Origin of the sequence: Pseudaeromonas aegiceratis, from assembly GCF_046254905.1 — a bacterium.
Classification (GTDB): Bacteria; Pseudomonadota; Gammaproteobacteria; order Enterobacterales; family Aeromonadaceae; genus Pseudaeromonas; species Pseudaeromonas aegiceratis.
In genome coordinates this window covers 1,243,717-1,265,229 of sequence record NZ_CP158016.1, presented here as the reverse complement: position 1 = coordinate 1,265,229, position 21,513 = coordinate 1,243,717, and the positions used below count along the sequence as shown (strand labels likewise).

Here is a 21,513-nt window from a genome sequence, read left to right as displayed (position 1 = left end):
TTGAGCGAAGAGTATTTTAGCATTCAGCATCGGCTGGCCGTGAACCTGATCCCGTTGCCAGAAGGCAGCCCGCTACCAGATCTGGACCAACTTGAGGCCGAATTGCCAGAGCCCTTTCGCCTGAGCAACAGCATCGCCCATCTGGAGATGGGCAACCATCGCGCCCTGCGCAACCTGGGCGACGAGCTGCAGCCCCTGGTGGAGATCATCAACCAGCAATCCCAGAAGATTAACGTGCTGCTGGGCTTCGTGCTGAGCCTGCAGGACGAGCCCCATCATCGGCATCATACCGAACGCTTTGGCGCCGGCGGCCTGACCCTGTGCACCGACCTGTCCCTGATCCCCCAGCAGCTGGTGCAGCTGAAGATCTTCTTGCAGGAGGAGGCCGCCGCCATCTTCTGTTACGGCCGGGTGACCCAGGTCAGCCCGGTGGGCGAGCAGCAGCGCATCCAGCTGGAGTTCGCCCGCATCCGCGACGAGGACCGGGAGCTGCTGATCCGCGCCAGCCTGCATGTACAGTCCAAACAGCTTAAACTGCGAGCCCAACAAAGGGCCAACTCACTCTAGACCCCGATAGCCATGAGCCAATTGTTTCACCTGACCCCGCCCACCCGGGCCGGGGAACGCCAGACCCTGGGAAACCTGCCGGGCAGCAGCCTGGCCCTGGCCGCCGCCGAGCTGGTGCGCGCCCACCCCCATCCGGTACTGATACTGGTGGCCGACACCCCGGCCGCCCTGCGCCTGGAGCAGGAGCTGCAGTTCCTGCTGCAGGATGCCGCCCTGCCGGTGTTGCTGTTCCCGGACTGGGAGACCCTGCCTTACGACAGCTTCTCCCCCCACCAGGACATCATCTCCCAACGGCTGGAGACCCTCTATCGCCTGCCGCGCATGGCCAGAGGCGCCCTGATCCTGCCCATCGCCACCCTGATGCTGCGCTGCGCGCCGGCCAGCTTCATCGACCGCTTCAGCCTGCTGGTGAACCCCGGCGACAAGCTGGACCTGCACGGTCTGCGCCGTCGGTTGGAGCAGGCCGGCTACCTAGCGGTGGAGCAGGTGCTGGAGCACGGCGAGTTCGCCGCTCGCGGCTCCTTGCTGGATCTCTTCCCCATGGGATCGCGTGAGCCCTATCGCATCGACTTCTTCGATGATGAGGTGGACACCATCCGCACCTTCGATCCGGACAGCCAGCGCTCCAGCAGCCCGGTTCCCGAGGTGCGCCTGCTGCCGGCCCATGAGTTTCCCACGGATCAGGAGGCCATCGAGGGCTTCCGCCAACGCTACCGGGAGCGCTTCGACATCAGCCGCGCCCCCGAGTGCATCTATCAGCAGGTGAGCAAGGGCCACTGGCCCGCCGGCATCGAATACTATCTGCCGCTGTTCTTCGAACAGACCGCCACCCTGCTGGACTACCTGCCCGCGGACAGCCTGCTGCTGACCCAGGGGGATCTGCCGGCGGCCAGCCAGCAGTTCTGGGACGACGTGCAGCAGCGCTTTGCCAACCGCCGGGTGGATCCCGCCCGCCCGCTGTTGCCCCCCGAGGCACTCTACCTGCCGGTGGATCAGCTGTTTGGCGCCATCAAGCCCTATGCCCAGATCCATTTGCAGGCGGAAGAGACCCAGACCAAGGCGGGCCGCCTCAACCTGCCGGTGGCCGGCCTGCCGGATCTCACCGTCGACGCCCAGGCCGCCGATCCCCTCGCCCGCCTCAAGGCCTTCCTGGCGGAGTACCCCGGCCGGGTGCTGCTGTGCGCCGAGTCAGAAGGTCGCCGGGAGAGCCTGCGGGATCTGCTGGCGCCCCTGGGCAGTACGCTGCCCGAGTTCACCAGCCTGAGCGCCTTTGCCCAGGCCAAGGAGTCGCTGGGGGTGCTGGTCTGCCCGCTGCAGCAGGGCTTCGTGCTGCGCGACGCCGGCCTGGCCCTCATCGCCGAGGCCGAGCTGCTGGGCCAGAAGGTGATCCAGCGCCGCCGCCGAGACCGGCAAAAGGGCGGAGCCAGTGGCGATGCCATCATCCGCAACCTGGCGGAGCTGAGCATAGGTCAGCCGGTGGTGCACCTGGAGCACGGCGTCGGCCGCTACCTGGGGCTGCAGACCATAGACGCCGGCGGCCTGGCCACCGAGTACCTGACCCTGGAGTACGCCAATCAGGACAAGCTCTATGTGCCGGTGACCTCCCTGCACCTCATCAGCCGCTACAGCGGCGGCGAGCACCCGCCCCTGCACAAACTGGGCACCGATGCCTGGAACAAGGCGCGCAAGAAGGCTGCCGAGAAGGTGCGGGACGTGGCCGCCGAGCTGCTGGATGTCTACGCCCGCCGCGCCGCGCGGCCCGGCCTGGCCTTCCGCCACGACAAGCAGGCCTATGCCAGCTTCGCCGCCACCTTCCCCTTCGAGGAGACCCCGGATCAGCTCAACGCCATCAATGCGGTGCTGGGGGACATGTGCCAGGCCAAGGCCATGGATCGCCTGGTGTGTGGTGACGTGGGCTTCGGCAAGACGGAGGTGGCCATGCGGGCCGCCTTCGTGGCGGTGCACGGCGGCAAGCAGGTGGCGGTGCTGGTGCCCACCACCTTGCTGGCCCAGCAGCACTACGACAACTTCCGCGACCGCTTCGCCAACTGGCCGGTGCGCATTGAGGTGCTGAGCCGCTTCAAGAGCGCCAAGGAGCAAAAACTCGCCCTGGACGCCCTGGGGGACGGCAAGCTCGACATCATCATCGGCACCCACAAGCTGCTGTCCGACGACATCCGCTTCAAGGATCTGGGGCTGCTCATCGTCGATGAGGAGCACAGATTCGGCGTGCGGCAGAAGGAGAAGCTCAAGGCCCTGCGGGCGGACGTGGATATCCTGACCCTCACCGCCACCCCCATCCCCCGCACCCTGAACATGGCCATGAGCGGCATGCGGGATCTCTCCATCATCGCCACCCCGCCGGCCCGCCGGCTGGCCATCAAGACCTTCGTGCGGGAGTACGACAAGGCGTTGATCCGCGAGGCGGTGCTGCGGGAATTGAAACGCGGTGGTCAGATCTACTTCCTGCACAACGATGTGGAGACCATCGACAAGACCGCCGAACAGCTGGCCGAGCTGTTGCCCGAGGCGCGCATCAGCGTGGCCCACGGCCAGATGCGGGAGCGGGAGCTGGAGAAGGTGATGAGCGACTTCTACCACCAGCGCCACAACCTGCTGGTGTGCACCACCATCATAGAAACCGGCATCGACGTGCCCAGCGCCAACACCATCATCATGGACCGCGCCGACCGCCTGGGGCTGGCCCAGCTGCACCAGCTGCGTGGCCGGGTCGGTCGCTCCCACCACCAGGCCTACGCCTACCTGCTCACCCCTCACCCCAAGGCCATGACCCCGGATGCGGTCAAGCGCCTGGAGGCCATCGAATCCCTGGAGGATCTGGGGGCCGGCTTCGTGCTGGCCACCCACGATCTGGAGATCCGCGGCGCCGGCGAGCTGCTGGGGGACGATCAGAGCGGGCAGATCGAGTCCATCGGCTTCACCCTCTACATGGAGATGCTCGAGGAGGCGGTGGCGGCATTGAAGGAAGGCCGGGAACCCTCACTGGATCAGCTGCTCAGCGGCCACACCGACATCGATCTGCGGGTGCCGACCCTGCTGCCGGATGACTACATCCCGGATGTGAACATGCGCCTCTCCCTGTACAAGCGCATCGCCAGCGCCGACAGCCAGTCCGCCCTGGATGACCTCAAGGTGGAGCTCATCGACCGCTTCGGCCTGCTGCCCGAGCCCGCCAAACACCTGCTGGCCCTGGCGGCCCAGCGGCTGCGGGCGGCGCCCCTGGGCATCAAGCGCATTGAGGTAGGTGCCGGCGGCGCCCTGGTGGAATTCACCGAGCACACCAAGGTGGACCCCATGAAGGTGGTCAGCCTGCTGCAGAGCCAGCCGCGCATCTTCAAGATGGACGGTCCCACCAAGTTGCGCATCGGCATGCCGGCGGTGGACGCCAAGGCCCGCTTTGGCCTGCTGGAACAGCTGCTCGGCCAATTGGGCGCGGCGTGAGGCAGTGGCACTCCCCCCTGACGCCCATGGGGGATCATCCGCTGCCCGTCCCCTGGTGGCTCTGCCTGCTGTTGTGGTGCCGGGGCTACTGGCTGCTGTCGCTGGCCCTGGCCAGCCGGTCACAAAGCGCCGAGCTGCTCGGCCTGGTCTACCCGGATCCGGTGCAGCTCTACTGGGCATTGGGCTGGGGCACCCCGGCCCTGCTGGTCTGGCTGGCCTCGGCCTACCGGCAGCGCGCCCCCCATCCCCTGGCCCACGCCCTGTGGCGGCGTGGCCGGCCCTTGTGTCTCATCAGTGCCCTGGGTGAGCTGGCTAACCTGCTATACGGCGTTTACCTGAGTGATGGCGCCTTCAGCTGGCCGGTGGCCCTGCTGCTGCTGGCCCAGCTGGCGAGCCTCGGCTATCTGCTCAAGAGCCGCCGGCTCAAGGGGCTGTTTGTGGTGACCGCCGCCGAGGCCAACCCCATCCGGCACTAGTCCGCCAACTGAGCCAGCAGCACCTGGGCCAGCCCCAGACTCGACCGACCGGTGAGCATCCGGATCTGCCAGCCACAGCCAAAGCCACCGCTGATCAGATCCGCCTCCGGCGCGGCGGCCAGCGCCGGCAGCAGCGCCTGGGCCGCCATCTGCCGGGACTCGGCGATGTGCTCGGCCTCCATGCCATAGGTGCCCGCCATGCCACAGCAGGCCGCCTCGATAAACTGCAGATCCAGCTCGGGAATGAGCTTGAGCAGCCGGCGCAGCGGCTTTAAGCCCCCCACCGCCTTCTGATGACAATGGGCATGCACCAGCAGGCGACCGGTTCTGGGCTTGAACGCCAACTCCAGGCCGTGGGCCATCAGCTCCCGGGCCAGGAACTCTTCGAGCATCAGCGCCTGCTGCGCCGCATTCTCCAGCCCGTCGGGCTGCTGTTCCGTGGTAAACAGCTGGCGGTACTCCTCCCGCAGCATCAAGAGGCTGGAGGGCTCCAGCCCCACCAGGGGGCGGCCCGCCGCCAGATGCGGCGCCAACGCTGCCAGCAGATGGCGGGCATGCTGCTGAGCCGCCGGGATGCGGCCGATGGAGAAGTCCGCCCGGCCACTCTCGTAGGGGCGACGGCGTGCATCCTGCGGCGGCAGCAGGTAGACCCGGTAGCCCAGGCGCCGCAACAGGGACAATGCCGCTTGAGCCTCGGCGGGGCGAAACAGGCCGGTCAAGGGGTCCACCCAGAGCACCAGTTCGCCGCGAAGGGGAGCCGCAATCAGCGGCTCGTACCAGCCCTCGCCCTCGGTAAAGCCGGGCGTTAGCGGCAGCGGCAGCTCCGCCTCCCGCGCCAGCCCCAGCAGCCGCTCCCCCCAGGCCCGCAGGCGCGGTGAACGGTTACGCCAGGCCAGCAGCCGCGCCAACCAGGGGAAGCGCAGCAGCCACAAGGGCCCTGCGGCCAGCAGCCAGGCCCGCAGACTGCTGCCATGACGGGCCACTCGCTGGGCCTGGTACTCGGCCTTGATGGTGGCCATGTCCACATAGGCCTCGCATTCGCGCTTGCAGCCCTTGCAGCCGATGCAGGAGTCCAGCGCCTGGGCCAGGGCGGGATCGGCAAGCCAATCCTGCTGTTGGGGGCGGTTCAGCGCCTGCTTGAGCAGCCGGATGCGTCCGCCCGGCGAGCGATCCGGCCCCGGCATCAGCCGGTAGCTGGGGCACATGACCCCCTTGGCGGTCACCTGCTCGCAGACCCCGCTGCGGATGCAGACCGCCACCGCCCGGGCAAAGTCGCCCCCCTGAGCCGGGATGTCGGCGTAGGCGTCCCCCTGCCCCTGCTCGTGATAGGCCGACCAGTTCAATACTGTCTTCATGCTGTGTCCTACTGCTGTCCTGGCTCAGGTCACATCAAGAAGGGTGCCAGCAGACAAGCGCGGTTTTGATGGGCATGGCGTGGGAAAAGCCGGCAAAAAGGGCCCGCAGTCGGACCCTTGTGTGGGACAGTGTCGGATTGCCGACAAGTCAGGCGGGTCGGCTAGGACTCCTCAGCGTGATCGTTTTCTATCCACTCCACCCGGTAGAGATCGTGGCGTCTGTCCTTGTAGTTGCGCACCCCGCCCTGGTGACGCAGCCGTTTGAGCTTGTCCAACTCCAGATCCGTGATGAGCAGCATCTCGGTATTGGGGGTGGTCTCCGCCAGGGTGGCATCATGGGGGAAGCTGAAGTCCGACGGGGTCAGCACCGCCGACTGGGCGTACTGGATGTTGACATTGTCGAGCCGAGGCAGGTTGCCCACGCTGCCGCTCATCACCACGTAGCACTCGTTCTCGATGGCCCGGGCCTGGGCACAGTAGCGCACCCGCTGGTAGCCGTTTTTGGTCTCGGTCCAGAAGGGGATAAACAGGATCTGCAGCCCCTGATCCATCAGCAGCCGGCCCAGCTCGGGAAACTCGCAGTCGTAGCAGATGAGGATGCCGATCTTGCCCGCATCCGTGTTGAACACCCGCAGGTGATGGCCGCCACGCATGTTCCACAGCCGGTGCTCCGTGGGGGTGATGTGCAGCTTGTACTGGGTCTCCCAGGTACCGTCACGGCGGAACAGGTAGGCCACGTTATACATCTCCCCCTCGTCCATCTGGGGCAGGCTGCCGGCGATGATGTTGATGTTGTAATGCACCGCCATGCGGGCGATGGCCTCACACACCGGTGGAGTGAATTCGCTGGCCAGCAACCGCATGGCTTCGGCGGTGGGGGTATCCAATGGAAACTCCCCCATCAGGGGCACGTTGAAAAATTCCGGCAGCAGGGCGAAGTCGGCCTGGTAGTCCGCCAGGGCGTCGATGAAGTACTCCACCTGTTGCAACAGATCGTCGAGGGACTCCACCCGGCGCATCTGCCACTGCACTGCCCCCACCCGCACATTGGTCTTGACCCCGCCCACCAGCGGCCGCTCCCGGGCCTGAAAGTCATAGTTGATCCACTTGAGCAGGGTGGCGTAGCCCGCCGACTCGTTATCCTCCGGCAGGTAGCCGGTGAGTATCTTGCCGACCTTGAAGTCATTGGACAGCTGGAAGCTCAGCACGGGATCGTAGAGCTCCTTGTTGCCGACCTTCTCAATGTACTCCTCCGGGCTCAGGCTATCGGCATATTGGTGGTAGTTGGGGATGCGGCCGCCAGCGATGATGGCTTTGAGGTTGAACTTGCGGCACAGCTCCTTGCGGGCGTCATACAGCCGGCGCCCCAGGCGCATGCCGCGATAGTCGGGGTGGATAAACACATCGACGCCATAGAGCACATCGCCGTTGGGATCGTGGGTGGACAGGGTACAGTTGTCGGTGATCTCGGCATAGGTATGCTCATCGCCGAAGTTCTGGTAGTCGACGATCATGGCCAGGGCCACCGCCACCACCCGCCCCTTGTCCTCTATGCACAGCTGCCCCTCGGGAAAGCGGGCGATCTGCTGGCGGTACTTGTCCCGGGTCAGGCGAAACAGACCCCCCAGCCCCTTGTACACCTCCTGCCAGATGGTGCGCACGTCCTCGAAATCCTGGGGCCTCAGCTGGCGCAGGCGCAGCTTGTGGGGATTGTCGGGGACCTGGGTCTCAGTGGGCACAGTCATGACGCGCTCCTGTTGCTACCGGGTCGGGTTAACCTGTGTGGCGCGGGTGCTGTCGTCAGCCGACCGGTAAAGGTGATGATTTGCTTAAGAAATAGCCACAACCATCAAGTCTAGTTGATGGTGGCCCAGCTGGGCGCCGCGCTGAGGGAACGGGTCAGACACAAAACAACAGGGGCCGTCATTCGACGGCCCCTGGCAACAACAGACGATGGGTGCGGCTCAGTGCAGCTTGAGGCGCGGGCGCAGGATGCGGTTGATCTGGCCCACCAGCATCATCAGACCTGTCTTGATGTAACCGTGCAGGGCGATCTGGTGCATGCGGTACAAGGAGACGTACACGAAACGCGCCAGGCGGCCTTCCACCATCATGGAACCCCGCATCAGGTTGCCCATCAGGCTGCCGACGGTGCTGAAGCGGCTCATGGAGACCAGGGAGCCGTAGTCCACATAGCTGTAAGACTTGAGCTCACGACCCTGCATCATGGCCAGTATGTTGGCCAAGGCGCGATCGGCCATCTGGTGAGCGGACTGGGCCCGAGGCGGCACGTTGCGGCCTTCGTCACCCATGGGACAAGCGGCCACGTCACCGATGGCGAAGATATGATCGTCACGGGTGGTTTGCAGGGTGGGCTTGACCACCAGCTGGTTGATGCGGTTGGTTTCCAGACCGCCGATCTCCTTCATGAAGTCCGGGGCCTTGATGCCGGCGGCCCAGACCATGAGGTTGGCTTCGATCAACTCGCCATCCTTGGTCTTGAGCCCCTGTTCGGTGGCTTCGCTGACGAAGGTGGCGGTGCGCACGTCCACCCCCAGCTGGCTCAGCTCGTGGTGGGCGGCGGCGGAGATGCGCTCCGGCAAGGCAGGCAGGATGCGCGGACCGGCTTCCACCACGGTCACCTTGAGGCTGTCGCGGGTCAGGTGCTTGTAGCCATAGGCGGCCAGCTCTTCCACCGCGTTGTACAGCTCGGCGGAGAGCTCCACCCCGGTGGCCCCGGCGCCGACGATGGCAATCTTCACCTTCTGTTGCGGCTGGCAGGTGAGATCCCCCGGCTTGCAATCGCTGGCAAACTGCAGGAACTGGTTCATCAGCAGGCCGTGGAAGCGGAACGCCTGATCCGGACTGTCCAGGAAGATGCAGTTGTCCCGCACGCCCGGGGTGCCAAAGTCGTTGGACACAGAGCCCAGGGCGATGACCAGGTAGTCGTACTCCAGCTCACGCTCGTCCAGCACCAGCTCGCCCTTCTCGCCATAGATGGGGGCCAGGACGATGCGCTTGTCTTCACGCTTGATGCCGGTGAGGCTGCCCAATTGGAATTCGAAACCATGATTGCGGGCGTGGGACTGATAGCTCAGGGCGTCGATCCCGGCATCCAGGGAGCCGGCGGCCACCTCGTGCAGCAGGGGCTTCCAGAGGTGGGTACGGTTGCGATCCACTAAGGTGATCTGGGCCTTGCCCTTCTTGCCCAGCTTGCGGCCCAGTTTGGTCGCCAATTCCAGGCCACCGGCGCCCCCGCCGACAACGACAATCTTGGTCATAACAGCTTACCTTTCATCAAAAAACGAAGGGGCCGGGCAGCCCCTACCAAGGAGAAAATGCGTGGCTCAGGCGAGCTTGAAGGCCTTGATGGCCTGGAGATGGGCCGAGATGTTCTTGAACTTGTGGCTCTCGGCTGAGTCCCAGATTATGTTGTAATAATCCTTCAGCTCTTGCTCAGTTTGCCTATTATCCATCACTTCATCGTTAACAGAAAGGATACAAATGCATTTGCCTGCATTTTTTTTACGAAATTCGGTTACACATTTGGTGGCAATGTCGTCATATTCTTCCGGCCTTTCTATCTTGCCCACCATGTTCAGCTCCGGATGGAGATTGGGGTTGAACACCGCCTGTTTGATGCCGCACAGGAAGCCGATGCGTTCGCTCCAGTAGCCCCCCAGGCCCACACCGCAGATCAGCGGATTGGGATCATCGCTCATGGTGAGCTGCTTGTGCACTTCCTTGAGCAGGTGACTCATGTCGTGGCGGGGATGTATGGTGCTGTAGTGGACAAAGCGGACGTCCGGATCAATGAACTGCAGCTGCATGACCTTTTCGTGGTTACCCGGGCTAGTAGCATCGTATCCGTGCAAATAGATAATCATGTGACTCCCTCATCGCGCCGTATTGTAACGACCATATCAGGTTAGCCCATCCCGACCAAGGGCAGGACAGGCCTAAGATTGCGGCGGATCAAACTTGCCTTCAGCGACTTGCCAAGGCACTGAAGTCATCCGCCAGACTGTAGAGTGTCTTGCGCAGAAAGCTACGCTGCTGGTCGTCCAGGCTGGCGGAGAGCTGGCTCAAGGAGCGCACGGTGCGCTGGCGCTGACTGGCCACATAGCTTTCGAACCGCCCGTTACCGATGGACCGCCCCTTGACCAGCAGGCGGCGCAGGTAGCCGCTGAACTCGGGCGTGCCCCGCTTGCGCAGCATCTCCTCCAACGAGGCCAACCAGACATCCTGGTAATCCAGCCAGGTGGGATAGAGCTCCTTCTGCCACTGGGCCCACTGCTGGATGATGGGCTGCTGAGCCGGCCCTATGTCGTCGATCCAGCGCCGCAGGTTCTTCTGCAACTTGCGGGAAAAGTCCTTCTGCAGCTTCTTGCCGCCATCCTTCTCCCAGTCGCTGCGCCGGTTTGCCTGCTTGGTGCGTTGATCCCCCATATAGCGGTGGATCTGGTCGTCCTGCAGGCTGGCGGCGATACGGTTGGCATAGGGTTCCACCCCATCCGCCAAGCGGGTGAGGTCCCCTTCAAACAAACCAAAATAGTAGTCGGTGCGTTCCTCGGACAGGGGGCCCTTGAGCTCGTCGGCCAGCTGGCGCAACTGCTTGGCATACACAGGCAGCTCCACCTGCCGATGCCAGCTCAAGAAGCGATCCACCTCGTGATCCACCACCCGGGACTGCTGACTGGTCAGCTGGAAATAATCATCCAGCTTCCAGGCGATGGCCCAGTCCAGCCAGTGATAGAGCAGGCGAACCGAACAGCCCCCCAACAGCAGACACAGGCCACACAGCAACAGGATCCGACGCATCACAGGGCCTCCGGGGTGAACAACCGCTGGCTTTGCTGCACCACCAGCCGATGGAAGGTCTCATTGGCAAACCGTTCCCACAACAGCTGGGCCCACAGCAGAACCAGCAAGCGAGCCACCGGCAACAGGAGGGCAAGCCGTTCGGCCGCCACCTGGCCTCCCGCCGCCTGATAGGCCGCCAAGAGTTGCGCCCCGGCGGCGCCGTCCAGATCGTTGGTCACCCAGCACAGCGCCAGCTCGAAGGCCGGATCCCCCAGGGCGGCATACTCCCAGTCCACCAACCAAGGCGCATCCCCCAACAGGTTGCCGGGATGCAGATCATGGTGGCACAAGGCCCAGGGCACTGCGGGCAGCTGGGCTAGACAACGCTGGGCCTGATGGTAACAGGAGGTGATGCGGGGATCCCGGCGGCAGATGCGCGACAGGTAGTGCTGCAGGCGCAGGCCGACATCAAGACGCAACACCGCCTGGGGCAGCGGCGCGATGGACACGCCATGCAGGCGCGCCGCCAGGGTCCCCAATGCTTGAGCCAACTGCGTGATGGACAGATCCCGAGCGCCCCAGTTGTCTTCACCCAGCCACTGGCTGACAAACAGGCCGCTATGGGGATCGACGTAGTGCAAGGCCGGCGCCAGGCCGGCATCGGCCGCCAACCGCTGCAGGCGTTGCACCTTGTATTGATCTATGCCCAGAAATTGATGGGAGCCGATGGCCTGACGCACGAAATAGACCTGCCCCTGATGCCGCATCTGATAGCAGCGGGCCAGCGGCGTCTGGCTCAGCAGCCGACAGTCGGCCTCGGCAAAGCGGTTAGGTAATATCAAACACCCCCTCCCCTATGACGGCATTAACGCGGACTACGGTAACCTGACCAGAGCCATTCGCCACTCTTTAGGTCAATCAACTGCATGGCCAGCCGGCCTCGCGCATCCAGACCACCATACAGCATCCAACGGGCGCCCGTGCGCTTGCCCAGCCGCACCAGGGCCGCCGGAGTGACGCCGCCGGCCTGATGATACTCCAAACCACCGGCGGCGGACGTGTCCGTCACCAGATTAAAGCGGCCACTCTGTTGCAGGCTGCGTTTGAGCTGGGCGTTGAGTGCCTCGGCATCCCCCTGCGTCAGACTCACCGGATGCAGATACAAGGAGACGGGACCGTCCGCGGTCTGGGCCTGAACGTCGGCATCCTTCAGCAGGCCCGCCATCAGGCTGGCGGCGGCGCGATTCAGGCTGGCGCCGTTAGTTGACGCCGGTTGTTGGCCTGACGAACCGCCCGCCGGTTGTTGTACCGAACCCACCTGCGCCGGCCCAGCGCCGTAGGGTGACACACAGGCCCCCAACCCCAGGGCCAACAGGCCGGGCAACAGGTAACGCCCCCAGTCCCCGCAAGGCAGCCCCATCAGGCCAGCCCCTCGAGCAACAAGGGGCCCAGGCCACAGCCGCCCAGCAGGTGCATATGCAGGTGGAACACCTCCTGCCCGGCATCGCGGTTACAATTGACGATCAGCCGGTAGCCTGACTCATCGATACCCAATTCTTTGGCGATTTTATGCGCAACGGTAAATAGGCGCCCCAAAGCCTGTTCATCTTCTGCACAAACATCATTGACGGTGGGGATCACCTTATTTGGCACGATGAGAATATGCTGCGGTGCCTTGGGCTGGATATCCCGGAAGGCGGTCACCAACTCATCCTGATACAGCAGGGGGGCCGGAATTTCCTGACGAATGATCTTGCTGAAAATGGTTTCGTTACTCATCTGACAACCTCTTGAAATCTCGCCATATTTTTGGGATTCTCATGGAGCCTCCCCACTATTAAGTGGGGTTTCAAGTCCTATAGATTCATTTGTGATGCAGCTCCAGCTTTATTAAAAACTGAGCCTCTTTTACATAACAATTTGATCTTCCCGCTCCCCTTACGAGTCACCGCAAGATACTCTCTGTGCTGCGTGGCGTTAAGTCAAACTTGGCGGGTTAACAATGACAATCAAACTAAAAATTTCCGATCTTTCCATCCTGCACCGTGTCTATCTGGGATTTGCCGTTCTTATCGGCGTCCTGATTGCAGGTTCTCTTTTCAACTTTGCGAGTCAAAACAAGCTCAACAATGCCCTTGAATCCGTGACGGGCCGGGCCACCCCCATGGTGCTGCTGGCCAGCAAGCTGGAGGTGAGTCTGCTGGGCACCAACAAGCACCTCACCGATGTGCTGGCGGAGAAGCGCTCCGCCCAACTGGAGGCCTTGACCAAGGAGCTGAACGACTCAAGAACCGCCTTCACCCAGGCCATGGACAACTTCAAGCAGGCGGCGGAACAGCTGCCGTCGTTGCAACAATTTATCCCCGAACTGGAAAGTGCCGGCATGGGCTATCTGAACGATACCCAGACCTTGGCCACGGATCGGGCCAACCTGCTGCAACTGCTCAAGGAGACCAACAAGGCCAAGAGCCAGTTCCAGGTCAATCTGCCCCAGTTCAAGCAGCTGCAGCAGGAGGAGATGAACAGCATAGATGACGACTATGTGCTGACCCTGTTCCGCACCCTGCAGTCCAAGCAGGCCGCCATCGAAGTCTCTACCCTGGATGCGATGAACCAGGACAACCCCGCCCCCATTCAGGCTGCCCTGGAACGTAACCGCAAGGGGCTGGCCGATTACCAGAAGGCCATCGCCGATCTGAAGGTGGAGATGCCCGGCCTGGAGAACAACCTGGGGCTCTATTTCAGCAGCTTCATCAAGGATGTTTCCAGTGATAAGGGCTTGCTCAACCGCTACCTGCAGCTGGTGCAGCAGCAGGTCATCCTGGAGCAGAAGGCCCGGGAGGCCAGCGCCCAGGTGGTGACGGTGCAGGATCAACTGGCCCAGGTGCAGGAGATGGCCCAGGCCGTCATGCATAACAGCATCAACGAGGCCAACCGCACCCTGACCACAGGCCGGATCCAGCTGATTGCCGGGGTGGCCCTGGCCATCGCCTTTGCCGTGGTGGTGGCCATTGGGCTTGCCCGCACCATACGGCGTCCGTTGAGCGAACTGAGTTCTGTGCTCAAGGCCGTCACCGATGGCGACATGACCCGGGAGATCAACTACCGCAGCAACAACGAATTCGGCGTGCTGAGCCGGCAGGTCAACCTGCTGGTGGAACAGATGCGCGACGTGCTGCGCCAGCTCGCCCAGGCCGCCAGCAAGTTGAACCAGACGGCCCACGACAACCGTACCACCACGGAGCGCTCTCGCAGCGAGCTGGAGGTCCAGCGCCATGAGACCGCCAGCGTGGCGGCCGCCATGACCCAGATGGAAGCCTCGGTACGTGAAGTGGCCGCCGCCGCTCACCAGACCCTGGAGCAGGTGCTGGCGGTGGAGAAGGCCTCCGACGCCGGACGCAACATCATGGCCACCAACATCTCCACCACCCATCAACTGGCCAACAAGCTGGATGAGACCGGCACCGTCATCGGCCAGGTGAACAAGATGAGCGGCAACATAGGCAACATACTGGATGTGATCCGCGGCATCGCCGAACAGACGAACCTGCTGGCCTTGAACGCCGCCATCGAGGCGGCCCGGGCCGGTGAGCATGGCCGCGGTTTTGCCGTGGTCGCCGACGAGGTGCGCACCCTGGCGCGGCGCACGGCGGACTCCACCGCCGAGATCCACGCCATGATCGAGAACCTGCAGCAGGCGGTGCAAAAGGCGGTCAAGGTGATGAACGACTGCAGCAGCGAGATGGAAGCCAACGTGCAGCAAAGCTCCCACGCCAACAGCGCCATGGAAGAGATCCAGGGCATCATCACCATGATCAGCGACATGTCCAGCCAGATCGCCTCGGCGGCGGAGCAGCAGCAGGCCACCAGCGCCGAGATTGCCGCCAACCTCAACCGCATCTCGGAGATTTCCGACTCCAACTATGAGGGGATCCAGGAAGTGGCCCAGACCAGCTCGGCCCTGGACGAACTGGCCGAGCAGCAGCAATCCCTGGTGCAACGCTTCCGCATCTAGTGGGATGCCGGTAACGACAAGGGCAGCCATCGGCTGCCCTTGTTCTTTTTTCGGTTGACCTCAGACTGGCTCGGCCTGGGCGGGGTAATCCACGTAGGCGCCCTTGCCTACCCCTTCGTAAGCCACCACCCGCAGCGCCCGCCCGGGCAATTGCGGGCGCAGCTTGCGCGCGATGTAATCGGCCAGCAGCTCCACCGTGGTATCCGTGTCCACCAGCTCACAATGGGCCGCCGGAATGGCCAGCTCGAAGTGGCCCTGGGGGGCCACATAGGCAAAGCCGTAGTGATCAGGGCCAATCTGCTGGCCCGCAGCGGGACTCAGGGACAAGGACTGCACCGGCACCTTATCCTCCTGGCTACCCAGGTAGATGTCCTGCCAACGCCGAGCCCACATGGCCTCCAGTGCGGCGTCCCGCGCACCCTCCACCCAGATCTCGATCATGGATCTGTGGCCATGGGCAATCCGCTGACAGTTGCCATCGTGTTTCTTCAGACCATGGCTGTAGTGGTAATAGGGGGTCTGGTGACACTCGGGCCGCAGGGTCACCGTCAGCCCCTGAACGTTGTCGGGCAACACCTGGGCCAACAAGCCCAGCAGGTAATCACTGACGCTGGCCTCATCAACCTGCGATGCCGGCAGCAGGCAGAAGGCCTCCGCCGGACAGTGCAGGTGCAGGCTACCCCGGGCACTGGCAAAATCCAACCACTGCCGACCTGACTCGCTGGGGCCGTGCTGGCAGGCCGGGTGAGTCGCCGGCACCAGTAAACGATGATCGACCTCCCTATCGATCACGGCCTTGACCTGTTTCTTCACCCGTGAAAAATCCAGCAGCATGCTCATCTCGTTGAGCGCCCCGCCCAACTCGATATCCACCAGCCAGCTCTCCCCCACCAGGCCCCGTTGCGGGCACAGGTAGGAGGCATCTATCACGGTCAAGTCCCGGACAAATAGTTTCATGTTTCTTTCTGGACCCTTTGCTACATAGGGAGAGAGTTTTCGGTGTCATTCATCGACACCGAATAACAGGAACGACACCTGATGAATCCGCGGCTCATCAAGAGTGCCTTGCTCGTCAAGGAAGATACCATCTTCCCGGCCGATCTTCTCGTAAACGACAAGTCTTCTCATAAACGACAAGATCGCCCCATGGCGTTGCTGGACGCCCAGGGCAAGCACCGGCTCCCCGGGATGTCATGGTAAGGCTCACTGCCATGAGCCGGGTCTGGACCACAGGACATTCTGGATCTCACCACCCTAGTCAAACCCACCGCCCATACGGTGGCCGAACGCTATCCGCTCCAGGAACTCGGCTGCTTGCGCCAAGGCTCTCACGCGGATCTGGTGCCGCTGGATCTGCAGCAAGGTTATGACGTGACCAAGGAGAACCGCCTGTACCAGTGCGGCGGGACACCCTTATGCAGGTTATCGCTGCAGGCGTTCCGTCAGCACCACCCTGGTAAATGGTCAAATCATGTGCCATCGAGGGGCCTTCCGCAGCGAGCGAGGGGGCCAGTGACGGCGGTTTAACCGCTGATTGCACACTAATTCAGCGAACGATCAACTGTCGCTGTTAAGTGGTTGACACCTAGGGGGCAGATCCCTAAACTCTGCTCCCGTTGAGAGGCACAACGGCCTCGAAAACAACTCTCGGCGCGTAGCGCAGCCTGGTAGCGCACTGTCATGGGGTGTCAGGGGTCGGAGGTTCAAATCCTCTCGCGCCGACCAAATAACCCTCAGAAAAGCCTAGCGATTTCGCTAGGCTTTTTTGTTTTTGCGCCTCAGCCGCCCATCACGGGGGCAATCCCCATCCCAATCACCCTGGCCCGCCGGCGTCCGTGCCACAAAAAGTAAGGGTGGCCATGGGCCACCCTGGCTAACGCACAGTCATCGACAGAACAAGATCTATCTTCATTGGGCGCAGGGCCCGCCGTTAGCGCCACCGATTCTACGGTAGAATCTAGTATGGCGTCTGCTTGATTACCCCCAGCTTGTCATAACTGACACTTTCGTTTGAAAATCGAAACGACTTCATTTCGCTTGAGACTCAAGCTCTCCCTATGCCATTGATAATTGTGAGTGAGATCGTTTCCCCCGCGGCACACGCCCCTTAGACTAGCGCTGGTAACGATTTCAACCTTTCCGCATTCAGGAACCCAGCATGTTTGCGTTCAAACCCGCCCTCGCCAGTCTCTATGAAAAATACGGTGCCAGCGCCGAGGATGCCCGTCAGGTCAATGCCCTGTTTGGCCAGCGCTTCACCGAGCTGGCCCAGCAGATGCGCCGCACCGGCGCCGGCGACGACGCCAAGGCGTTGGCCGCCGTGCAGATCGCCGACGATGCCTTCTTCATCACCCGGGATCACCCCGATGGGGTCCAGTGGACCTTTATCGACGAAGCGGAGGACTTCAACACCCTGCTGCAGGCCACCAAGGCCGCCGGTCTGTGTGCCGTGGCCCTCTACACCCACTACTTCCGTCAGGACATCTGGCAGCAGTATTGCGAGGCCTATGAGATTTTCCTGCTGGAGGCGCGGCGCCAGGGCCACAAGAAAGGCCACAAGCTGGATCTGGATGAGTGGCTGCTGCCGTTTTGCAAGGGGGCGGCCATCATCAGCGGCGCCCTGAGCGTCACGGCATGAGCCCCCTCAGGGGTGGCTGATGCTGCAATTGCGACTGTGCTTGGCCTCGTAGAGGTATTGATCCGCTCGGCCGATCAGGCTGTCCCCCGTCTCGCCGGGCCGCAGCTGCGCCAACCCCATGCTGACCGTCAGGCGGATCGAGTGGGTGAAGGCCAGCGCCGCCAACCCATCACGTCAACGTGATGAGTACCTGATCCCCCGCAGGATGGCCCTGCCGGTCATTGATCCGCCTGAAATGATCGATATCAAAGAGCAACAGGCACAAGGGGCGGCAAGGCAGCAGGCGAGACGGCATAGCGCGGACCGGGTGAAGGGTTCAGCCTAAGGTTAGTCGCTGGGAGTTATTCAAAACAGGCGGCCCGCTCGGGGCACTCATCACAGCTGGGAGCTCGGCAGACATACTCGCCTCCCGCCTGACACAGCTGACGATAGAAAAACTTCTTCCAGCGCATCTGCTGGGCATTGAGCCGCTCCAGGCTGGGAAAGCAGTCTGTCATCAGACAGCGCAGATCCGGCCGGCTGGCCAACCCCAGATCCTCCCACAGGTGATTAAAACCCAGGGCGGCGGCGGCCAGGATGTCGGCCAGGGGCGCGGCACCGGCGACGGCATGGGCCAGCAGCAAGTCACGGATCTGTTGGCATTCCTCTTGGCGCATGGCCAGCAGCTCGGCCCGCAGCTGCATGGCGGCATGCTGGGGCCCCGTCGGTTGCCAGGATGCCAACGCCGGATCCGAGGCCAGCAGACGGCTAAAGGGCTCGGCATCCAACCCCATATACAAGGGCAGCGCTGCCCGGCCGGCCACAAAGGCCTGCAGCAGATGATGGAGCCAGTACGACGCCTCCCTGGCTTGCTCCATCAGGCCACCCCGCGACGCCGGGTTTCCGTGGCCTTGGGCAACTGTTGCCACCACTGCGCCAGGGCTTCATGCACCGGTTGCCAGGCATATTCCACCACTGGCTGAATGCCGACCTGCTCCAGCTTCTGCCAAGGCTCCAGCCCCAGGCGGGCACAGAACACGGCATCCATGTCCTCCAGCAACGGCAGCAGCTGAGCGAAACGATCCTCACCATCATCACAGTCGGTGGGGCCCTGGCAGTAAACCGGCGTCAAGCGCTCGCCGACCCGGGCCACGCCCTCGGAGCTGACGCTATAGATATGAAAGCGCTTGGCGTGGCCGAAGTGCAGGTCCACCAGGTTGCCGCTCTCGCTGGCCACTGCCACCAGCTTGGCCCCCTCCTCTTCCGAGGCACCCTGACTGGCGATGGCCGCCTGCAGCAGGGTACGGCGCTGCATGGTGGTCTGGTAGGGCTCGGCGTGCTCCGGCAGCTGCTCCAGGTTGAACTCCTGGCTGCGGTCCTCCCCCAGCATGCCCACCGCATCGGCACGACACTGCTGACAGTGGGCCATCTGGGGCATGTGGGCACCGCACAGCTCGCGGATCTGCGCCAGCTCATAATCCAGCGGTTCCCGCTGGCCGGTCAGGCCGAAGTGGGTACCGTGTTCCGGCTTGGAAATCAGCGGCATGATGTTGTGCAAGAAGGCGCCGGCCTGACGCACGGCCTCGCTGACCTCCAGCAGATGCACATCGTTGATGCCGGGGATCAACACCGAATTGATCTTCACCAGCACCCCACGCTCAATCAGCTTGCTGATGCCTTCAAGCTGCTGGTCGATGAGCAGCTGGGCCCCTTCTTTGCCGTAGTAGCGCTCGCCGTCATAATCCACCCAGGCGTAGATCTGCTCCGACACCCGGGCATCGATGGCATTCAAGGTCACGGTGACATGGTCCACCCCCAGCTCCACCAACTGATCCACCGACTGGGGCAGCATGAGGCCATTGGTGGAGACACACAGCTTCACGTCCGGCAACTGGCTGCGCAGCCCCTCCAGGGTATTGAAGGTGCGACCCAGATTGGCCAGGGGATCGCCGGGCCCGGCGATGCCAATCACCGACAGTTGGGGGATCGCCGCCGCCACCGCCTTGGCCTTACGAATGGCCTCCTGGGGGGAGATCAGCTCGGACACCACACCGGGGCGGGACTCGTTGGCACAGTCGAACTTGCGGTTGCAATAGTTGCACTGCACGTTGCAGGCCGGGGCCACCGCCAGGTGCATGCGGGCATATCTGTGGTGCGCACCGGGAGAGTAGCAAGGATGCTGAGCCACCTTGTCGGCCTGGGCCCGGGTGAACTGGGTGGAGCTGGCGGAGGAACCGCACCCGCTCTTGTTGCCGCTGCCACCGCAGCCGCTGCCTTGATTGATACCAGTAGATGCCTTCATGCTGACTCCGCCATAATCCCTTAGGGTCGATGACTGGCTAGTGCAAGAGTCAAACCAGCGATGAAGCGATGATTTATTCTTTTTAATTTCAGATAATTAGATGTTAAGCGTCCCTCATGACACGACTAAGTGTCAGACAAGCCCCTCAACAATGTGACAAACCCCACACATTGCCACCCAAGGCTCCAGGTGATGAATGGGGCGGGGATTGGCGGCAAGCGCAGGCATCCATCACCGACGAGAACATTGGCAGCGGCGATGAAAAAGGCCGGCAGGGAAGGAAAAGGTTGCCTGGAAGTTACGGGAATGTGCCAGTAACGTAAAGTAAACGCCCCGTAATGGAATGTTTCAAAGAATCTTAAAAATAAAACCGTGAAACTGATTTCCACGGTGATCAATTTCAAACAATCTCTGTATAATGCGCCCCAGCTTACAGTTTTGCATAAATCTTGTTTCTCATTTGGAGACCTTAGTCCATGAAAAAGACCAAAATCGTTTGTACCATCGGGCCGAAATCCGAATCCAAGGAAATGCTGGCTAAGCTGCTGGATGCTGGCATGAACGTCATGCGTCTGAACTTCTCCCACGGTGACTTCGAAGAGCACGGCAACCGCATCAAGAACCTGCGTGCCATCTGTGCCGAAACTGGCAAGCGCGCCGCCATCCTGCTGGACACCAAGGGTCCGGAAATCCGTACCATCAAGCTCGAAGGTGGCAACGACGTGGATCTGGTTGCCGGTCAGAACTTTACCTTCACCACCGACCAAACCGTAGTAGGTAACAAGGACCGCGTGGCCGTGACCTATCCTGGCTTCGCCGCTGACCTGAAGGTTGGTAACACCGTGCTGGTGGACGATGGTCTGATCGGCATGGAAGTCATCGAAGTGACCGAACGTGAGGTCATCTGTAAGGTGCTGAACAACGGCGCCCTGGGTGAAAACAAGGGCGTCAACCTGCCCAACGTCAAGACCCAGCTGCCGGCCCTGGCCGAGAAGGACAAGAAGGACCTGATCTTCGGTTGCGAGCAAGGCGTTGACTTCATCGCCGCCTCCTTCATCCGTAAGAAGGAAGACGTGCTGTCCATGCGTGAGCACCTGAACGCCCACGGCGGTCAGAACATCCAGATCATCTCCAAGATCGAAAACCAGGAAGGCCTGGACAACTTCGACGAAATCCTGGAAGTGTCTGACGGCATCATGGTTGCCCGTGGCGACCTGGGTGTGGAAATCCCGGTACAGGAAGTTATCTTCGCCCAGAAGATGATGATCCAGAAGTGCAACAAGGCCCGCAAGGTGGTCATCACCGCCACCCAGATGTTGGACTCCATGATCAAGAACCCGCGTCCGACCCGCGCCGAAGCCGGCGACGTGGCCAACGCCATCCTGGACGGTACCGATGCCGTCATGCTGTCTGGCGAATCCGCCAAGGGTAAGTACCCGCTGCAAGCCGTGACCGTCATGGCCACCATCTGCGACCGTACCGACTCCGTCATGCCCAGCAACCTGTCTGCCGCCAACGACAGCGTCAAGCTGCGCATCACCGAAGCCGTGTGTAAGGGTGCCGTAGAGACCGCCGAGAAGCTGTCCGCTCCGCTGGTAGTCGTTGCCACCCAGGGCGGTAAGTCTGCCAAGGCCGTGCGCAAGTACTTCCCCAAGGCGACCATCCTGGCCCTGACCACTAACCCCAAGACTGCTCAGCAACTGCTGCTGTCCAAGGGTGTGGTGCCCATGCTGGTTGAAGAAATCGCCTCCACCGACGATTTCTACCGCAGCGGCAAGGAACTGGCCCTGCAATCCGGTCTGGCCCAGAAGGGTGATACCGTGGTGATGGTTTCCGGCGCCCTGGTTCCCAGCGGCACCACCAACACCTCCTCCGTACACGTGCTGTAAGCCGGGTTCAGAGACACAAGACGGCGC

Annotated in this window: 20 protein-coding genes and 1 tRNA gene; 8 read left to right on the top strand and 13 right to left on the bottom strand. The window is 62.5% G+C overall.

Features of this window, described 5'->3' with window-relative positions:
- The 3 genes from ABHF91_RS06025 to ABHF91_RS06015 are packed head-to-tail and all read left to right on the top strand — an operon-like array spanning position 1 to position 4,505.
- Positions 1 to 567: a PilZ domain-containing protein gene (locus ABHF91_RS06025; protein ID WP_409423088.1), complete on the top strand. Its 567-nt coding sequence runs from the start codon at positions 1 to 3 to the stop codon at positions 565 to 567.
- Positions 568 to 579: 12 nt separating this feature from the next.
- Complete coding sequence (gene mfd / locus ABHF91_RS06020; protein WP_409422560.1) at positions 580 to 4,029, top strand: transcription-repair coupling factor; 3,450 nt, start codon at positions 580 to 582, stop codon at positions 4,027 to 4,029.
- Positions 4,026 to 4,505: a DUF2919 family protein gene (locus ABHF91_RS06015; protein WP_409422559.1), complete on the top strand. Its 480-nt coding sequence runs from the start codon at positions 4,026 to 4,028 to the stop codon at positions 4,503 to 4,505. Before mfd ends, ABHF91_RS06015 begins: the two co-directional genes overlap by 4 nt.
- On the opposite strand, the gene ABHF91_RS06010 is transcribed toward ABHF91_RS06015, so the two are convergent.
- The 8 genes from ABHF91_RS06010 to ABHF91_RS05975 all read right to left on the bottom strand — a co-directional run bounded on the left by ABHF91_RS06010 (position 4,502) and on the right by ABHF91_RS05975 (position 12,442).
- Positions 4,502 to 5,860, bottom strand: a complete 1,359-nt coding sequence (locus ABHF91_RS06010) for a (Fe-S)-binding protein (protein WP_409422558.1) — start codon at positions 5,858 to 5,860, stop codon at positions 4,502 to 4,504. The genes ABHF91_RS06015 and ABHF91_RS06010 overlap by 4 nt on opposite strands.
- A gap of 161 nt (positions 5,861 to 6,021) precedes the next feature.
- Positions 6,022 to 7,605: a GNAT family N-acetyltransferase gene (locus ABHF91_RS06005; protein WP_409422557.1), complete on the bottom strand. Its 1,584-nt coding sequence runs from the start codon at positions 7,603 to 7,605 to the stop codon at positions 6,022 to 6,024.
- 219 nt (positions 7,606 to 7,824) lie between these two features.
- Positions 7,825 to 9,141 (bottom strand): NAD(P)/FAD-dependent oxidoreductase, encoded by a 1,317-nt coding sequence (locus ABHF91_RS06000; RefSeq protein WP_409422556.1) that lies wholly within the window; start codon positions 9,139 to 9,141, stop codon positions 7,825 to 7,827.
- A gap of 66 nt (positions 9,142 to 9,207) precedes the next feature.
- Positions 9,208 to 9,747 carry an alpha/beta hydrolase YcfP gene (gene ycfP, locus ABHF91_RS05995; protein ID WP_409422555.1) on the bottom strand — a complete coding sequence of 180 codons (540 nt, stop codon included), beginning with the start codon at positions 9,745 to 9,747 and terminating at the stop codon, positions 9,208 to 9,210.
- 100 nt (positions 9,748 to 9,847) lie between these two features.
- On the bottom strand, positions 9,848 to 10,681 hold the full coding sequence (locus tag ABHF91_RS05990) for a DUF6279 family lipoprotein (RefSeq protein WP_409423087.1): 834 nt from the start codon (positions 10,679 to 10,681) through the stop codon (positions 9,848 to 9,850).
- Positions 10,681 to 11,505 (bottom strand): phosphotransferase, encoded by an 825-nt coding sequence (locus ABHF91_RS05985; RefSeq protein ID WP_409422554.1) that lies wholly within the window; start codon positions 11,503 to 11,505, stop codon positions 10,681 to 10,683. Before ABHF91_RS05985 ends, ABHF91_RS05990 begins: the two co-directional genes overlap by 1 nt.
- A gap of 23 nt (positions 11,506 to 11,528) precedes the next feature.
- On the bottom strand, positions 11,529 to 12,083 hold the full coding sequence (locus ABHF91_RS05980) for a hypothetical protein (protein ID WP_409422553.1): 555 nt from the start codon (positions 12,081 to 12,083) through the stop codon (positions 11,529 to 11,531).
- A complete protein-coding gene (locus tag ABHF91_RS05975; protein ID WP_409422552.1) occupies positions 12,083 to 12,442 on the bottom strand; it encodes an HIT domain-containing protein in 360 nt (119 codons plus the stop codon). The genes ABHF91_RS05980 and ABHF91_RS05975 overlap by 1 nt, the downstream gene beginning before the upstream one ends.
- 223 nt (positions 12,443 to 12,665) lie before the next feature.
- Between ABHF91_RS05975 and ABHF91_RS05970 the strand changes: the two genes are divergently transcribed.
- Entirely contained in the window at positions 12,666 to 14,678 is a 2,013-nt protein-coding gene (locus tag ABHF91_RS05970; protein WP_409422551.1) for a methyl-accepting chemotaxis protein, read from the top strand.
- A 60-nt stretch (positions 14,679 to 14,738) separates the two neighbouring features.
- Here ABHF91_RS05970 and ABHF91_RS05965 read toward each other — a convergent pair whose 3' ends face one another.
- A complete protein-coding gene (locus ABHF91_RS05965; protein ID WP_409422550.1) occupies positions 14,739 to 15,635 on the bottom strand; it encodes a 6-carboxytetrahydropterin synthase in 897 nt (298 codons plus the stop codon).
- Positions 15,636 to 15,716: 81 nt separating this feature from the next.
- Between ABHF91_RS05965 and ABHF91_RS05960 the strand changes: the two genes are divergently transcribed.
- The 3 genes from ABHF91_RS05960 to ABHF91_RS05950 all read left to right on the top strand — a co-directional run bounded on the left by ABHF91_RS05960 (position 15,717) and on the right by ABHF91_RS05950 (position 17,316).
- On the top strand, positions 15,717 to 15,878 hold the full coding sequence (locus tag ABHF91_RS05960; RefSeq protein WP_409422549.1) for a hypothetical protein: 162 nt from the start codon (positions 15,717 to 15,719) through the stop codon (positions 15,876 to 15,878).
- Positions 15,879 to 16,326: 448 nt separating this feature from the next.
- Positions 16,327 to 16,403 (top strand) — tRNA-Pro (locus ABHF91_RS05955).
- A 433-nt stretch (positions 16,404 to 16,836) separates the two neighbouring features.
- A complete protein-coding gene (locus tag ABHF91_RS05950) occupies positions 16,837 to 17,316 on the top strand; it encodes a hypothetical protein (protein WP_409422548.1) in 480 nt (159 codons plus the stop codon).
- Between the two features lie 6 nt (positions 17,317 to 17,322).
- On the opposite strand, the gene ABHF91_RS05945 is transcribed toward ABHF91_RS05950, so the two are convergent.
- Genes ABHF91_RS05945 through nifB form a run of 4 tightly spaced genes read right to left on the bottom strand, consistent with a single transcriptional unit; the run spans position 17,323 to position 19,597 of the window.
- A complete protein-coding gene (locus tag ABHF91_RS05945; RefSeq protein ID WP_409422547.1) occupies positions 17,323 to 17,481 on the bottom strand; it encodes a hypothetical protein in 159 nt (52 codons plus the stop codon).
- A gap of 4 nt (positions 17,482 to 17,485) precedes the next feature.
- Positions 17,486 to 17,611 (bottom strand): diguanylate cyclase, encoded by a 126-nt coding sequence (locus ABHF91_RS05940; protein ID WP_409422546.1) that lies wholly within the window; start codon positions 17,609 to 17,611, stop codon positions 17,486 to 17,488.
- A 46-nt stretch (positions 17,612 to 17,657) separates the two neighbouring features.
- Positions 17,658 to 18,173 (bottom strand): nitrogen fixation protein NifQ, encoded by a 516-nt coding sequence (locus ABHF91_RS05935; protein ID WP_409422545.1) that lies wholly within the window; start codon positions 18,171 to 18,173, stop codon positions 17,658 to 17,660.
- Positions 18,173 to 19,597 carry a nitrogenase cofactor biosynthesis protein NifB gene (nifB, locus tag ABHF91_RS05930; protein WP_409422544.1) on the bottom strand — a complete coding sequence of 475 codons (1,425 nt, stop codon included), beginning with the start codon at positions 19,595 to 19,597 and terminating at the stop codon, positions 18,173 to 18,175. Before nifB ends, ABHF91_RS05935 begins: the two co-directional genes overlap by 1 nt.
- Positions 19,598 to 20,073: 476 nt before the next feature.
- Between nifB and pykF the strand changes: the two genes are divergently transcribed.
- Positions 20,074 to 21,486, top strand: coding sequence for a pyruvate kinase PykF (gene pykF, locus ABHF91_RS05925; protein ID WP_409422543.1), 1,413 nt, complete (start codon positions 20,074 to 20,076; stop codon positions 21,484 to 21,486).
- Positions 21,487 to 21,513: the final 27 nt, after the last annotated feature.